Here is a 15,334-nt window from a genome sequence, read left to right on the forward strand (position 1 = left end):
GGGCAAGCCCGCTCCCACAGGGTTCTCTGGCGTTCACAAACTACGTATTCACCTCGATCACTGTGGGAGCGGGCTTGCCCGCGAAGAGGCCCTTTCAGGCACTGCATTGCTAACAGACTACGCCGGCTCTAGGACCTTCAAAGCCTTCAACTGCGCTTCCCGCGCCTGGGCATCAGCCAACCGATACAACTCGATCGTGCCATCCCAGTGCTCGATCAGCGCGGTGCACGACTCCACCCAATCGCCGCAGTTGAGATAATCCACCCCGCCGACCTTGCGAATCTCGGCATGGTGGATGTGCCCGCACACCACGCCATGCAACTCACGTTTAACGCACTCGTGGGCGATGGCCTCTTCGAAGTCGCTGATGAAGCTGACCGCAGTTTTCACCTTGTGCTTGAGGTACGCCGACAGCGACCAATAACCGTAGCCATATCGAGCGCGCCAGTGGTTGAGCCAGCGGTTGAGGGTCAGGGTTAATTCGTAGGCCGAGTCGCCCAGAAAAGCCAACCAGCGGTGATAACGAGTGATCACATCGAACTGGTCGCCGTGGATCACCAGCAAGTGCCGACCATCGGCAGTGACATGCACCGCTTCGTCCACCAACTGGATGTTGCCCAGGATCAGCTTCGAATAGCGGCGCAGGAACTCGTCATGGTTGCCGGTGACATAGATCACTTCGGTACCGCGCTTGCTCATGGTCAACAGGCGCCGGATCACATTGGTGTGCGCCTGCGGCCAGTACATGCCACCGCGCAGTTTCCAGCCATCGATGATGTCGCCAACCAGATAGATCTTGTCTGCGTGATAGCCCTTGAGAAATTGCGACAGGCGCTCAGCCTGACAATCGCGCGTGCCCAGGTGCACGTCGGAAATCCACAAAGTCCGCACACGTTGCTTACGGCTGGGTTTGGCGAGCTCGGCGCTGGTCATGGGCAACCCTCAGGACAAGTTTTGGCAAGCTTGCGCCGGTCGGGTTAATGGCACATGACAGCGACAAGTCAGTCCTGTGACAACGTCCCGGGACCATGTCGGTGTAGACTGGCGCCCAGAACCGGGAGCCCGCAATGAGACCGATCCTCACCCTTCGCCAGTACAACCACGACCTGATCGTCCACAGCCACGAGCATGCGCAATTGGTGTTCGGGCTTTCGGGCGCGCTGGATTTCGAGGTCGGCGGGTGCGGCAGTCAGGTGGTTCAGCAGAGTTTTGTAGTGATTCCTTCGGGCTTCCATCATGCGTGTGGCAGCCCCAATGGCAGCCGCTGCCTAGTGCTTGATGTGCCCAGTGATCAATGGATTGACCAGTCCCTGGGCGAACATGCCGATGCCAGTCGGCGATTGCTCGATAACGCAGGCCGGTTATCGCTGGATGCGGGGCAGTGCCAATTGGTTGATTGGCTGGCCAACAGCCAGGTCGATGACCCGCTGATTGCGCAACAAGGCGCGGTGCTGTTGTTGGCCAGCCTGAACAATGCCAGGCCCGAAAGTGTCGGCGGTCGGCGCCTGCCTTACGCTGCGCTCAATGCGCACATCGACCAATACGCCGCCTACCCGCTGCAAGTCGCTGATCTGGCCCGTGTGGCAGGTCTCTCCAGTGCCCGTTTACATGCGCGATTCGTGGCCGAATGTGGCCAGACACCGATGGATTACATCCGCAGCCGGCGCCTGCATAAAGCCGTGGAAATGCTGCGCAATGGCGCGCTACCCATTGGTGAAATCGCCGTTCGCGTCGGTTACAACTCCCAGAGTGCCTTTTCCGCGGCGGTGCTGCGCGAGTTCGGCGCATCGCCCGGCGCGTTGCGGCGCGAGGCTGGCGACAAAAGACGATAGCCTGACGACAGACACCTTCAGCCATTACGCTATCTAATGTAGGAGCTGCCGCAGGCTGCAATCTTTTGATTTTGCTTTTCAAGAACAAGATCAAAAGATCGCAGCCTTCGGCAGCTCCTACATTTTCGATTGTTCGTTGTAAGGATTGCCATGACTCCCCGTACTGCCCTTGGGGCCTTGCATATTGGCGCACTGATGTTCGGCCTGACCGGTGTGTTCGGCAAACTCGCTGCTGCGTCACCTTCGATCATCGTTTTCGGTCGCGCGTTTTTCGCAGTGCTGGCGCTGATGTTTTTTGCACGATTCGCCAGCCAGACCCGTTGGTACAAACTCCAGGCCGTGGACTGCCGCCGACTGTTGCTCAGCGGTTTGCTGTTGGCCGGGCATTGGGTGAGTTTTTTCATTTCGGTGAAAGTCGCTGGCGTGGCGATTGCGACCCTGGGCTTTGCCAGTTTCCCGGCCTTTACCGTCATCCTCGAGGGGCTGATTTTCCGCGAACGCATTCGCGCGAATGAAATCCTGCTGGTCACGTTGGTCACCATCGGATTGGTATTGGTGACGCCCGAGTTCGATCTGGCCAGCAGCGCCACTGCCGGCCTGCTGTGGTCGGTGGCTTCCGGCCTGCTGTTCTCATTGCTTTCACTGACCAATCGCGCCAGCTCCGGGCGTATCCCACCCGTGCAAGCGGCGCTGTGCCAGAACGTGGTGGTTGCCCTGTGTCTGTTGCCGGTGGCCGCGCCGCAATTGAGCGAGGTGCGGGCAATCGATTGGCTATGGATTGGCCTGCTTGGCGTGTTCTGCACCGGTGTCGCCCATAGCCTGTTCGTCGCAAGCCTGGCCGTTATCAAGGCACGGACCGCCGCGGTGGTCTTCGCGTTGGAACCGGTTTACGGCATCACCATTGCCTGGCTGCTGTTCAATGAAAATCCGACGCTGCGCATGTTGCTCGGCGGTGCGCTGATCATTGTCGCGATCGTGGTGTCCAGCAGGCTCTCAGGCAGTTCAAGCAAGAAAGTCGTGGCGGCAGAAGCTACGTCTCACTGAGTGCGATCGTTGTGCCCCAGGTCACGGGCCGGATCGATCTGATCGCGGACCCGCTGCTTGAGCACCTTCGCTTCGGGGAAACCACCGTCAGCCTTTCGCTCCCAGATCTGCACATCGTCACAGAAAATATGAAAGACCCCACCCGTACCGGGCACCAGGGACACTTTGCCCAGGTCGTCGCCAAAAGTACTGAGCAGCTCCTGGGCCAGCCAGGCCGCACGCAATAGCCACTGGCATTGCGTGCAATAGGTGATGATGATTTCCGGTTTGCTTGCGGTCATGATCGGCGAAACTCCTGAGGCAGTGGGCGTGTTGATGATAACCGCGTTTATCACTTGCTCCGCGAGAACGCCTAGCGAATACCGGCCAATAAACTGCGGGCCGTTTGCCTTAGCGGCTCGTCTGCCTCCTTGAGTAACTCATTAAGCAGCTCAATTGCGCTGTCGAGGTCACCGTCATCAATGAAGGTCTGGGCTTGCTCCAGTTTCCCGGCATTGCCCGGTTCGATCGGCTCCAGGTTGAGCGGCTCAAGTTCCAGCGACGGACCTGGCTCATTGAATTCTTTGAGAAAGCTGTCATCCAGAGAATGGAAAGCGGATTCGATTTCCCATTCGATCTCGGGGTCCGGCAACGTTGACTCGCTCGCTATCGGCTCCTCGGGTGGCGAAATGACCACGGGCTCGACCAGTTCCCAGCTCGTATCCATCGACAAGTCATCCAGGTTGAACTGGAACTCGTCGTCGGGTGCTGTCGCCATGGGCGTAGCGACTACAGCCGCCACCGTGACCGGTACGATGGGGCTCAGCTTCGGATGCCGAGCGCGGATGTCCTGAAGTCGTTGTTCATCGAACCCGGCGTTTCGCAGATTGGCCTCCTGCGCGTCGTAGGCCGCCACATCACCCTGCTTGCCGAGCACCTCCAGCAACTGCACGGCAAGATCAGTGCGCTCCGGCTCTTTGGCCATGGCATCGCGCAACAAAGCGACAGCCTCGGTAAATCGACCATAGGCCAGATAAACCGCAACTTCTTCAAACACATTGCTGACAGGCAACTCATCGCGCTGGGTGGTGGCTGATTGCAAAGCAGGTGTCGATATCAGTGTTTCGGCAGGTCGACCCAGCGGCGCCTGTAGTGAGACAGGCTCGGACGGTATCTGTATCGGCTGGCGTCGGCGCCGAACAAACCACCCCAGCAACAACAATCCCGGCAACGTCAGCAATCCGCCGATCAATAGCCAATCCGTTTTGGGCTCTTCAACAACGATCGGTGCCGGCGTAGATGGCTCTGCTGCCGCCTGCTGGACGTGCGCCAATTGGGTCTGCAGTTCCGTTACCTGATTTTTCTCGCCGGCAATCTGCTCGTCCTGTGCCTGAAGCTTCGCATTGAGATCATCGATGGTTGCCTGCAACTGCTGGTTTTGCAGCACACTCGACGCCAGTTGCTCAGTCAGCGGGTCATTCTCGGGGGCTGCGGCGGGCTCGGGCGCTGGCTCCTTGCGTGCGGGGGCAGATGCGACGGCGGGCTGGACGCCAGGAAAGGCAGAAGAGGCGCGGTTGACTTCCGGTTCGTCATCGACCGGCTCAACACCCGGCGTGCCGGGGGGATCAATCAGTACAGTGAATTCGCGCAGCAAGCGCCCATTGGGCTGATTGAGCTGCACAAGAAAATTCAGAAAGGGTTCTTTGACCGGTTTGCTGGAAGTGACCCGTATCAGGCTGCGGTTGCCTCGCAGGATTGGCGTGAACTTCAAGTCATTGAGGAAAAACACTCGCTCGACGCCAGCGCGACTGAACTCATCAGCCGTCGCCAGACTGACTGATAATTCGCCCTCCTCCAGACCAGCGGCATCCACCAGAGCAATGTCGGCTCGCAGTGGCTGGTTCAACGCCGAATGCAGGGTTATCTCCCCCAAACCCAGCGCCGGCGCCAATGCCGACCAGGTGACAGCAGCACCGGCCAGCAACCACCTGGCGCAACTCCGTACAACGACTCGCCGACTTTCAAGCATGAGCATCCCTTAAGTAACCAAAACCAACCTGCACGCGTTCGCACATCCGGTACGAACACGATATTGCGCAGTAGTTCTTATAGTCCGCTCAACGCTGCATCTCAAAAGCCTGGCTGTCGGTTATGCCTCAAGACTTTTCAAGGTTGGCCAGGATGTGCCCGTGGACCTGCATGCAGATCTTTAAATCCGCCTCGTCGACGCCTTCGAACAGTTCGTGGCGCAATTGATTGGCAATGGTCTCAATTTGTTCAATCAAGGGACGCGCCGGGGCGCAGAGGACGATTTTTTTTGCCCGGCGGTCTTCAAGCACCGACTGCCGCTGCACAAGGCCTTGGGTTTCAAGGCTGTCAAGCAGTCGGGCCAGGGTCGGCCCTTCTACGCCGACACTCTGCGCCAGTTCCCGTTGGGTGGGCGCTTGATCGAAACGTGCCAGGTGCAGCAGCACCAGCCAGCGCGCCTGGGACAACCCAAGGCCAGCCAGTCGGCGGTCCAATTCCGCACGCCAGCCGCGCGACATCTGGGCTATTTGCATGCCAAAGCGGTGTTGATCGGTTAACGGCATAAAACACTCATGATTAGACTGACATAAAGGATTACTAATTATTAGTCAGCTAAGCATGAGCCATGATTTCAAGCAAGGCTTGCTCGGTACTGAATCGTTACATCAGTAACAGCGTTCACTTAAATCTCGAATTCCGACTGCAAGGCGGCCCGAACGCAGTACAAAACGCCTTCCGGTACACGGCCCGCAAACATTTCGGAAATCTCCGCTACCGAGGGTAACTCGCCCTCGCCGTCGAGGAATGCATCCTGAACTTCACCCATCAAATCTTCAGGCAGATCCAGAGCCTGTTCCAGCGACAACTGCTGCTTGCCAATCGCTTCGGCGAGCATGGTGTAGACGTTCTTTTCCGAACATTGCAATTGACCGGCGATCTGCAGCGGCGTCATGCCTGCGCGGGCCAGCGTGATCAATTCGTGACGCACGTCGGCCACCACTTTCGGTGCCTCGACCTGGCCGCCAAGCACCTCAAGGAAGGCATCGCCATAGCGTTCCAGCTTGCGCGCGCCGACGCCGCTGACCCTGGCCATTTCCGCCAGCGAGGTCGGCTGGCTGCGCAGCATTTCCAGCAAGGTCGAGTCGGGGAAAATGACGTAAGGCGGCACGCCATGCTCTTCGGCCAGTTTGCGACGAAGGGCGCGCAAGGCTTCCCACTGTTCGCGCTCTTCGCCCCGTACCAGCTGGCTCGCCTGGCTCTTGCTGCTTTTGGCGGTGGTTTGCGCCTTGAGGTCGCGGCGCAGTTCCAGGGTCACTTCACCCTTGAGCAGTGGCCGACACGTGTCGCTCAAACGCAGGCCGCCATAGCCTTCATGGTCGACATCGGCCAGACCACGGGCCACCAACTGGCGGAACAGGGAACGCCACTCGCCTTCGGGCCTCGCCTTGCCGACACCAAACACCGACAGGTGCTGATGACCAAAGCTGCGAACCTTTTCGGTGTCCTTGCCAAGCAGGACATCCACCAGATGACCGACGCCATAGCGCTGGCCGGTGCGGTAGATCGCCGAGAGCGCCTGACGCGCCGGCTCCGTGGCGTCCCAGGTTTGCACGCCATCGACGCAGTTGTCGCAATGGCCGCACGGCTCTGGCAGGTCTTCATCGAAGTAGGCCAGCAAGGCCTGCCGGCGGCAGCGGGTTTCCTCGCACAACGACAGCATGGCATCGAGCTTGTGTTGCTCCAGACGCTTGTGGCGCTCGTCGCCCTCGGAGTTTTGCAGCATCTGCTTGAGCATCACCACGTCTTGCAGGCCGTAAGCCATCCAGGCATCTGCCGGCAAGCCGTCACGGCCACCGCGACCGGTTTCCTGGTAATAGGCCTCAAGGGATTTCGGCAAATCCAGGTGAGCGACGAACCGCACGTTGGGTTTGTCGATCCCCATGCCGAACGCCACGGTGGCCACCATGATCAGCCCTTCCTCGTTGAGGAAGCGCTTCTGGTGATACGCGCGCATATCGTTGGGCAGGCCCGCGTGGTAAGGCAGGGCGGGGAAGCCTTGTTCAGTGAGGAACGCGGCCACTTCCTCGACCTTCTTGCGTGACAGGCAGTAAACGATGCCGGCATCGCTGCGCCGCTCGGCGAGGAATGCCAGTAACTGCTTGCGCGGCTGTTCCTTGGGTACGATGCGGTAAAAGATGTTCGGGCGGTCAAAGCTCGACAGGAATCGTTCGGCATTCTGCAAATGCAGGCGGGTGACGATTTCTTCGCGGGTACGCTTGTCGGCGGTGGCGGTCAGGGCGATGCGCGGTACGTCCGGGAACATTTCCGCCAACTGGCCGAGCTGCAGGTATTCCGGGCGGAAATCATGCCCCCATTGCGAAACGCAATGCGCTTCGTCGATGGCGAACAGGGCGATGTTCAGCCCCTGCAGGAAGTTCAGCATTCGCGGCTGGACCAGTCGCTCAGGGGCCAAGTAAAGCATTTTCACTTCACCGCGCTTGATGCGGGCAGCCAGGTCACGCTGTTGCTCGGCGCTGAGGGTGGAGTTCAACGCCGCAGCGGCGACACCCAGCTCTTCAAGGGTCGCCACCTGATCGTCCATCAACGCGATCAGCGGCGACACCACCACCGCCAGGCCTTCACGCAGCAGTGCCGGCACCTGGAAACACAAGGATTTGCCGCCACCGGTAGGCATCAGAACCAGGGCATCGCCGCCACTGGCCACGCGCTCAATGATTGCACCCTGGCGGCCACGGAAACTGTCGTAGCCGAAGATGTCCTTGAGGACGCGTTGAGCCTGATCGAGCATAAAAACTCCAAAAATCACCGAAACATCCCTGCAAGGCTGGTTCAGAACCCGCAACGCTGCACCAACAAATAGTAAGTACGCATTGCACGACGCTTCACATTTCAGCCGTGACACCAGCAGAGCATCACAAAACGCGCGAGTATACCCGAGGCCTCCCCTGCAAAGGGTGCCACTTGGAAGACATACGGAGGGCAGGTGCCAATCGGCCTTTGTAGGAGCTGCCAAAGGATGCGATCTTTTAAAAGCACAATCAAAAGATCGCAGCCTTCGGCAGCTCCTACAGGTGGAGGTGCAGCAAATATGCCGTGCGGCTGGCCTGTGTGCTCAAGAAGGCCTAGAATTCCCGCATCGCACATTCCCCAAGGTAGCCCTTTAATGTCCTTCGCTGAGCAACTAACCCGCCTGCAAGTCTTCCTCGACGCCGATGATCTGCATGACGAGGCGCTGGACTACGTGGCCGCCCACGGCTACCTCACCGCGCTGTCGATCTGTTCCGAAGTCGTTCCTGACCGTGAGTGGATCGACGCCCTCTTCGCCGAAGAGCCGCATTACAGTGGCGAAGCCCAGCGCGAAGAGATCGAAGCCACGCTGATCGGCCTCAAGGCCCACATCGCCCGCCAACTGGCCTCCGACGAAGAGTTCGAGCTACCGTGCGACCTCGACCTGGGCGATGACCCGGATGATTCCGAACTGCGCGGCTGGTGCATCGGTTTCATGGAAGGCGTTTTCCTGCGCGAAGAAGCCTGGTTCGAAACCGCCGAAGACGAAGTCAGCGAAATGCTGCTGCCGATCATGGTCGGTTCGGGCCTGTTCGACGAGCAACCGGAGTTCTCCGACATTGCCGCCGACGCCAACCTGATGGACGACATGATCGTGCAGATCCCGGAAGCCCTGACTGCGCTGTACCTGCTGTGCAACGCACCAGACGAAAAACCGGCGATCCTCAAGCCACGTCACCACTAAGGTCCTGCCTATGGACAACCCCATAGGCAACCACTCCCTGATGTTGCGCTACGTGCTGCTGGCCATCGGCTGGCTGAGCGTAGCGTTGGGGGTGATCGGGATTTTCCTGCCGGTGTTGCCCACCACACCTTTCCTGCTGCTGGCAGCCGCCTGTTTTGCACGCAGTTCACCGCGTTTCTACCAATGGCTGGTGGAGCATCCACGGCTCGGCCCCTGGATTCGCGATTACCTCGATGGCAACGGTATTCCGCTCAAGGGCAAGGTCTACGCCATAGGCCTGATGTGGGCGAGCATCCTGTTCTCCTGCTATCTCGTACCGATGCCCTGGGCGCGTGGGTTCATGCTGACCAGTGCGGTTTTGGTAACGGTTTATATCCTCAGACAGAAAACTTTGCGCAGGTCGTGAGCCTTCGGTATTCGTGAGGCCGCCATCGCTGGCAAGCCAGCTCCCACAGTTTTTAGGGTGCTTGGTGATGATCTGGCACGACGCGAAACTGTAGGAGCCGGCTTGCTGGCGAAGATCGTCAACGATAACCCGTCAATCCTGACGCCCCGCAGCGCCCTCGGGTTTTTCGCTGGCAAGCCAGCTCCTACAAAGGCCGAGCGTTAGCTCGCCTGCAGCTTTTGATCTTGATCCACCCGCCCCATCGGCAGGCTGAGTGGAGGTATTCATCCGGGGGGCAGGCGCGCAGCGCCGTGCGGCGCCGTGCGGCGAAGCCGCCAGCCGCCGTTACCGCAGCAACGGATATGTACACCATCAAAAAAACATATCCCACACCAACCCCACCTTTCAAAAAACACCACCTAGACTTCACCCATCTGCACCAGAGCCGCCCGTCATGCCCTGCAGTCCGCGTAGTCAAGGATGGCCAGCGCCCCGACTTCGGTTCGGCGGATGGCTGCTGCTGGTCGCATTTCTACTGGCCGGGTTAAACAGCGTCCGGGCCAACTGGGATTTTGCGCAAATCCTGCAATCGGCGGAAAAACGCTACGGCACCCTCGGCCCCGCCAAAGGACGTATCGAAGCCTGGAATCAAATGCTTCAGGGTGAACGCGGTGCGCCGGAGCGCGAGCAGTTAACAACCGTCAATCGCTTCTTCAATCAGCAACTGAATTTTCAGGACGACACACGCATCTGGCGCCAGACCGATTACTGGGCCACGCCCGTCGAAGCCCTGATCAAGGGCGCCGCGGACTGCGAGGACTACGCACTGGCGAAGTATTTCAGCCTGCGCCAGCTTGGCATTCCCAGCGAAAAACTGCGCATCACCTACGTCAAGGCACTGACCCAGAACCAGGCGCACATGGTGTTGACGTTCTACAGCAGCCCCACTGCCGACCCGCTGGTGCTGGACAACCTTATCGGCGAGATCCGACCGGCCTCGCAGCGCAAAGACCTGCTGCCGGTGTATGCCTTTAACGCCGAAGGTCTGTATCTGCCCGGCAAAAACGGCAGCCAACGCAGCAGCGATTCAAAAAAGCTGTCGCGCTGGCAAGACGTCCTGCAAAAAATGCAAGCCGAAGGGTTCGCCGTGGGCGACGGTTAGCCGCCAAGGCAAGGAGCGTTCCATGAAACTGCGCAATCAATTGTTTCTCGCTATCTGCCTGTTCCTGCTGGTGGCATTCAGTGGCAGTTTTTTTGTCAGCCTGGAAAGCTCTCGCGAACAGACCCTTGGCCAGTTGCGCGCCCACGCCCAGGACGCAGCCACCGCACTGGGTTTGTCACTGACCTCACAGATCGATGACCCGGCGATGATGGAATTGATGGTCAGTTCGATTTTCGACAGCGGCTATTTCAGCAGCATCCGCATTGTCAGTATCGAGAACCAGCAAGTGCGGGTTGAGCGAAGCGCTACGGCGCAGATGGAGGGTGTGCCCGAGTGGTTCGTCAGGCTGGTGAACCTGCGCCCCGAGGGGGGTGATGCGTTGATCATGCGCGGATGGGAACAGGCAGCGCGAGTCGAAGTGCTGAGCAATCCACAATTTGCCTTGGCCAAACTCTGGGACAGCACCCTCGGCAGTCTGATCTGGCTGCTGGTGTGCGGATTACTCAGTGCCGTGTTCGGAGGCTGGCTGCTGCGCCGACAACTTCGCCCACTGGACAACATGGTCCGCCAGGCCGAAGCCATCAGCAAACGCGAGTTCCTGAGTCTGCCGAAACTGCCGCGCACGCCGGAGCTCAAGCGCGTGGTTCTGGCGATGAACCAGATGGTCGAAAAGCTCAAGGCGTTGTTCAGCGAAGAAGCGGCGCGCAGTGAAACGTTGCGCAGTGAGTCTTACCAGGACAGCCTGACCGGGCTGGCGAACCGGCGTTTGCTGGATGAGCAGTTGGCCGACCATTTACTGGTCGCCGAGCAGAACTGCGACGGTCACTTGCTGATGCTGCAGCTCAACGACCTGACCGGCCTCAATCAACGCATGGGTGGCCAGCGTACCGATGCCTTGATCCTGGCGGTCGGTGAACTGCTCAACCGTCTGACTCAGTTACCCGAACGTCGCACCTGGCTGGCAGCACGCAATCGTGGCGGCGAATTCAGTCTGCTGACGCCGGGCCTGAATGCCGAGGATGCCGCGCGACTGGCCGCCGAAATCAGCGCCACCCTGGAAAACCTGCGCCTGACAGATGCCAGCGATAGCATGCCCGTCGCCCATCTGGGCATCGTTGCCTACCACCCCGGAGAATCAGCCAGTAACGTGTTATTGCGCCTGGATCAGGCGCTGACCCAAGCCCGTCAACATCCCGAGCGCCCGTGGGCTCTTTTTAGCCAGCGCGATGTCACCATGAACCATTCACAGCACGATTGGCGTTCGTGGATTGATGACGCTCTGACAGAAGGCAAGCTGCAGTTGTATTTTCAGCCAGTCGTGCAGTGCGCCGACACCAGTCAGGTCATGCATCACAAAGTCCTGGCGCGGCTGCTCGACCCGCAGGGCAAGGCGATTGCCGCCGGGCATTTTTTGCCATGGATCGAGCGTCTCGGATGGTCGGCGCGGTTCGACCTGGCAATGCTCGAAGCCACCCTGGAATACCTCGTGGTCAACCGCTGGCCTTTAGCGTTGAGCCTGTCCGGCAGCACCCTGCGCGATCCAGCACAGTTACAGCAAATCCTCGGCCAGCTTGAATCGCTTCCGGAACTGGCTCCGCTGTTGACCCTGGAGCTGGACGAACGTCAACTGCCGCCCGCCGATGAACTGCAACGCTTGAGCCACAGCCTGCTGGCCACGGGTTACCGCGTCGGGCTGCAGCACTTTGGTGGTCGTTTCAGCCAGATCGGCAATCTGGCCCAACTGGGGCTGGCGTACCTGAAAATTGATGGCGCCTATATTCGAAGCATTGATGAGCAGCCTGATAAACGCCTGTTCATCGATGCCATTTTTCGCGCGACCAACAGCATAGATCTGCCGCTGATTGCCGAGATGGTCGAGACACAGGGGGAATTGGAGGTGATGACGCAGTTGGGCGTATTCGGTGCAATGGGACGGCTGATCGGCCCACCGGAACCAATGTAACTTTTTCTTTTTAACCGGTGCAGGCGGGACGGTGAATTCAATCACAACAAAAACCCGCCATCCCTGACTCAGGGATGGCGGGTTTTTTCCTTCAGGTTTCAGATCACACGGTATCGACCTTCAACGAATGATCATTGAGCATGCCGTTGATGATGGTCGCCGTGTCCGCCCCGCCAATCACCCCGCCCGCCCCCGGCGTGACCCCGTAATGACTGGCCAGGTTGACGCCCGCCAGGTCAATGGTCTGGTTCGGTGTGGCGCCTGCCATGGCGCTGACGTCGATGCTGGTGACCAGTGATGCACCGCTGCCGCTGACGGTGAAGTGCAGGTAGTCATCCAGCGAGGCCGCCGTGCTGTTTTCCCCTTGCAGCAGTTGCGACAGGTCGAGCTTGTCAGTGCCGGGCGTGAAGTCAGTGATCACGTCGTGGCCACTGTTGCCCTTGAGCCACTGGAAGGTGTCGGCGCCGCTGCCACCGGTCAGGGTGTTATTGCCCAGCCCGCCGATCAGGAAGTCGTCGCCACCTGCGCCATTCAACACGTCGTTGCCCAGGCCGCCGGTGATGATGTTGCTGTTGTTGTCTCCGGTGAGTTTGTCGTTGAAGTCCGAACCGACGAGGTTCTCGATGGCTGTCAGGGTGTCAGTGCCCGCGCCGAAGGTGTTCTGCGGCCCGGTCACGCCCAGATTGACCGTGACGCCTGAGGAAGCATGGGCGTAACTGGCGGTGTCGTTGCCGATACCACCATCGAGCAGGTCATTGCCAATGCCGCTGAACAACAGGTCGTTGCCGGCGCCGCCGTGCAGTTCGTTGTTGCCGGTCCCTGCCATCAGGATGTCATTGCCATCCCCGGCGTTGATGATGTTGTCACCGTTGCCCGCCACCAGTGTGTCGTTGCCCGAAGTCCCGGTAAGGGTGTGGCCTTCCTGGTAGCTGATGGTCACGTTGGCGCTGTCGCTGCCGCCATGGTTGTCGCTGGCGGTGTAGGTGCCGTGGTAGTCCGGGGTTGTGTCGTGGGCGCCGGAATAATCGAGCTTCATAGTCAGCTGGTATTCTTCCTTGTTGCCCGCACCGGAGCCGCCACCGGTATTGGTGATGTTGGTGACATGGATCTGGTAAACGCCATCCGAGGTTGCCGAAAGGGTCTGGCCATCGGAGAGGGCAATCCAGGTACCGCCGTTGATGGAATACTCCATGGTGATGTGGCCGGCCGCCAGATTGTGATCCAGGGTGAGTGTTTCACCCTGCTTGAGGTTGACGGTGATGCGGTCCTCATCGTTAGTGTTGGCTGCGGTGACCGGGCCCAGGTAGCCGCTGATCACCAGCAAGGCCGTCATCGTTGCGGTGTTGGCCGCGAACGCGCCGCGTACATCGCTCAGGTTCTGGTTGCTTGGTTTGGCGCCGCTCCCGGAGAAATCGATCGCACCGTTGCCCACGAAGTCGGCACCTTTGGAGACCCAGCCCGTATTGAAGGTGGTCGGCGAGGCCTTGAGCGGATCGCCATCGGCGTCGGTGTCGTTGGCCAGCAGCAACTCGCCCGGTACTGTCACATTGCCCGAAAGCACGTTGGTGATGATGTGATCATCGGTGGCCACCGGTGCTGCGTTCGGAATGACTTTGATTACCAGGCTGGAACTGGCGAGATCGCCATCGTGATCACTGAGCGTGAAGCCGATGTTTTCGGTGAGCACTGTCGAAGTGGTCTTCTGCGAAACGTAGGTGTATTCGCCGGTATCGAGGTTGACCACCAACGTGCCTTTGTTGTCGGTGGCGATGCTCAAGGTATTGTTGACCGTGTTGAACGTGCCGTGGTTGGCGCCGCCACTGAAGATGAGCGAACCCTGGTTGCTGTTGCCTTTCGGATCGTACGTGTAGGTGGTGCCGTCAACTGTGATGGTCTTGATGAAACCGCCATCAGCCCCAAACGAACCGCCCTCACCCAACAGCGAACCGGTGACCGGCGCGCCGATTACGGTGCCCGAGAGCACCGAGTTGAGTTGCCCCAGGTCCGTGACGAGTACTGCGTTGGTATTGGAGCCCGTGCCGGTGCCGTCATAGGCCAGCGGGTCGAGGGCGGCATTGTCGACGTTTTTACCCAGGCCAATGGCGTAGTTCTTGATTTGATTCTCGGTGAGAAACTCTTTCCAGCTCGCTTCATCCTGGGTCCCGATAGATCCCTCATTGGGTTTGCCGTCGGAGAAGAAGTAGCCAACGTTCTGTGCGCCCGTCAGTTTGCCGTTGGTGTCGAACGCGTTCTGCGCCACATTCACCGCCGCGTCGTAGTTGGTGCCACCACCCGCCGTCAGGCCGGCAACGATCGCCTTGGCGGTTGCGACATCCACCCACACCTCAGTCTTGTCGCTGGCATTGCTGCTGAACGTGACAATCTGCACTTTGACGTCGCCGAGGTCGTCGTACTTATCGAGCAAAGCGCTGATCGCCTGCTTGGCCAGTTCCAGTCGTGACAGCCCCTGTACACCGGACGCGTCGGCCATGCTGCCGGAAACGTCGATCACCAGCAGCAGGTTGGTGTCGACTTCAACCGCCGCCACCGAGCGCTCCGTCGCCACGGCCTTGGGCACGTCATCGACAATGTTGACCACAATGGTGCTGGTGGTGCTGTTACCCGCCGCATCGGTGGCCTTGTAGGTGAACGTGTCACTCAGGGTGTTCGGGCCATCGTTGGCACCCGGCGTGGTTTTCGGCGCCGAGGTCAGGGTGTAGGTGTAAGTGCCGTTGGGGTTGAGCAGGAGTTGTCCAAAGGAGCCGTTGGCGCTGCCGACCAGGGTGTAGGTGATCGCCCCCGAGGCACCGCTGACCGAGCCGACCAAGGTGCCGGACGCGGTTTCACCGGTATGGCCCGGCTCGCTGCCGGTGACGGTGCCAGCCGCCAGATCCTGGCCATCCTTGCTCAAGTCGAGGGCTTTTTCGTAGACGGTCACATCGGTATCGCTGACCGCTCTCAGGCAGCTGTTGTAAACGTCGATGGTGATGGTGGTGGTGCTTTGGTCGCCATCGGCGTCACGTATGGTGTAGGTGAACACATCCACCGCGCCGGGGCCGCTCACCGAATTCGGGTTGCTGTGATAGACCGCGTTGCCGTTGGCATCGAGGGTCAGGTAGCCGTAGGTGCCGTTGATCTGTGTGTTGAGCCCGCCCACCGCTGCGGTCGA

General features: G+C 59.6%; 12 protein-coding genes. 6 read left to right on the forward strand and 6 right to left on the reverse strand.

What is annotated here, in order from left to right; genetic code table 11:
- Positions 1-117 precede the first annotated feature (117 nt).
- Positions 118-933 (reverse strand): UDP-2,3-diacylglucosamine diphosphatase, encoded by an 816-nt coding sequence (locus tag ACRESJ_RS07175; RefSeq protein WP_431757286.1) that lies wholly within the window; start codon positions 931-933, stop codon positions 118-120.
- A 134-nt stretch (positions 934-1,067) separates the two neighbouring features.
- On the opposite strand from ACRESJ_RS07175, the gene ACRESJ_RS07180 reads away from it, so the two are divergent.
- Positions 1,068-1,832 (forward strand): AraC family transcriptional regulator, encoded by a 765-nt coding sequence (locus ACRESJ_RS07180; protein WP_431757287.1) that lies wholly within the window; start codon positions 1,068-1,070, stop codon positions 1,830-1,832.
- Between the two features lie 150 nt (positions 1,833-1,982).
- Positions 1,983-2,876: a DMT family transporter gene (locus tag ACRESJ_RS07185; protein WP_431757288.1), complete on the forward strand. Its 894-nt coding sequence runs from the start codon at positions 1,983-1,985 to the stop codon at positions 2,874-2,876.
- Here the strand turns inward: ACRESJ_RS07185 and ACRESJ_RS07190 are convergent.
- The 4 genes from ACRESJ_RS07190 to recQ form a co-directional block, all read right to left on the reverse strand.
- The gene (locus ACRESJ_RS07190; protein WP_431757289.1) at positions 2,870-3,157 is read right to left on the reverse strand and encodes a SelT/SelW/SelH family protein; all 288 of its coding nucleotides are present in this window, start codon (positions 3,155-3,157) and stop codon (positions 2,870-2,872) included. The two genes, ACRESJ_RS07185 and ACRESJ_RS07190, sit on opposite strands and share 7 nt — an antisense overlap.
- A gap of 71 nt (positions 3,158-3,228) precedes the next feature.
- Positions 3,229-4,884, reverse strand: coding sequence for a FimV/HubP family polar landmark protein (locus ACRESJ_RS07195; protein ID WP_431757290.1), 1,656 nt, complete (start codon positions 4,882-4,884; stop codon positions 3,229-3,231).
- A 127-nt stretch (positions 4,885-5,011) separates the two neighbouring features.
- Positions 5,012-5,446 (reverse strand): MarR family transcriptional regulator, encoded by a 435-nt coding sequence (locus ACRESJ_RS07200; protein ID WP_431757291.1) that lies wholly within the window; start codon positions 5,444-5,446, stop codon positions 5,012-5,014.
- 119 nt (positions 5,447-5,565) lie between these two features.
- Positions 5,566-7,692: a DNA helicase RecQ gene (gene recQ / locus ACRESJ_RS07205; RefSeq protein WP_431757292.1), complete on the reverse strand. Its 2,127-nt coding sequence runs from the start codon at positions 7,690-7,692 to the stop codon at positions 5,566-5,568.
- 375 nt (positions 7,693-8,067) lie between these two features.
- Between recQ and ACRESJ_RS07210 the strand changes: the two genes are divergently transcribed.
- The 4 genes from ACRESJ_RS07210 to lapD all read left to right on the forward strand — a co-directional run bounded on the left by ACRESJ_RS07210 (position 8,068) and on the right by lapD (position 12,165).
- On the forward strand, positions 8,068-8,655 hold the full coding sequence (locus ACRESJ_RS07210; RefSeq protein WP_431757293.1) for a UPF0149 family protein: 588 nt from the start codon (positions 8,068-8,070) through the stop codon (positions 8,653-8,655).
- Positions 8,656-8,665: 10 nt separating this feature from the next.
- Entirely contained in the window at positions 8,666-9,061 is a 396-nt protein-coding gene (locus tag ACRESJ_RS07215) for a YbaN family protein (protein ID WP_431757294.1), read from the forward strand.
- 433 nt (positions 9,062-9,494) lie between these two features.
- A complete protein-coding gene (gene lapG, locus ACRESJ_RS07220; RefSeq protein ID WP_431757295.1) occupies positions 9,495-10,202 on the forward strand; it encodes a cysteine protease LapG in 708 nt (235 codons plus the stop codon).
- A 22-nt stretch (positions 10,203-10,224) separates the two neighbouring features.
- A complete protein-coding gene (lapD, locus tag ACRESJ_RS07225; RefSeq protein ID WP_431757296.1) occupies positions 10,225-12,165 on the forward strand; it encodes a cyclic di-GMP receptor LapD in 1,941 nt (646 codons plus the stop codon).
- Positions 12,166-12,268: 103 nt separating this feature from the next.
- Here lapD and ACRESJ_RS07230 read toward each other — a convergent pair.
- The coding region (locus ACRESJ_RS07230) for a type I secretion C-terminal target domain-containing protein (RefSeq protein WP_431757297.1) at positions 12,269-15,334 on the reverse strand (3,066 nt) is incomplete at its 5' end.

The sequence above is a fragment of the Pseudomonas sp. genome, assembly GCF_050739655.1.
Lineage (GTDB): Bacteria > Pseudomonadota > Gammaproteobacteria > Pseudomonadales > Pseudomonadaceae > Aquipseudomonas.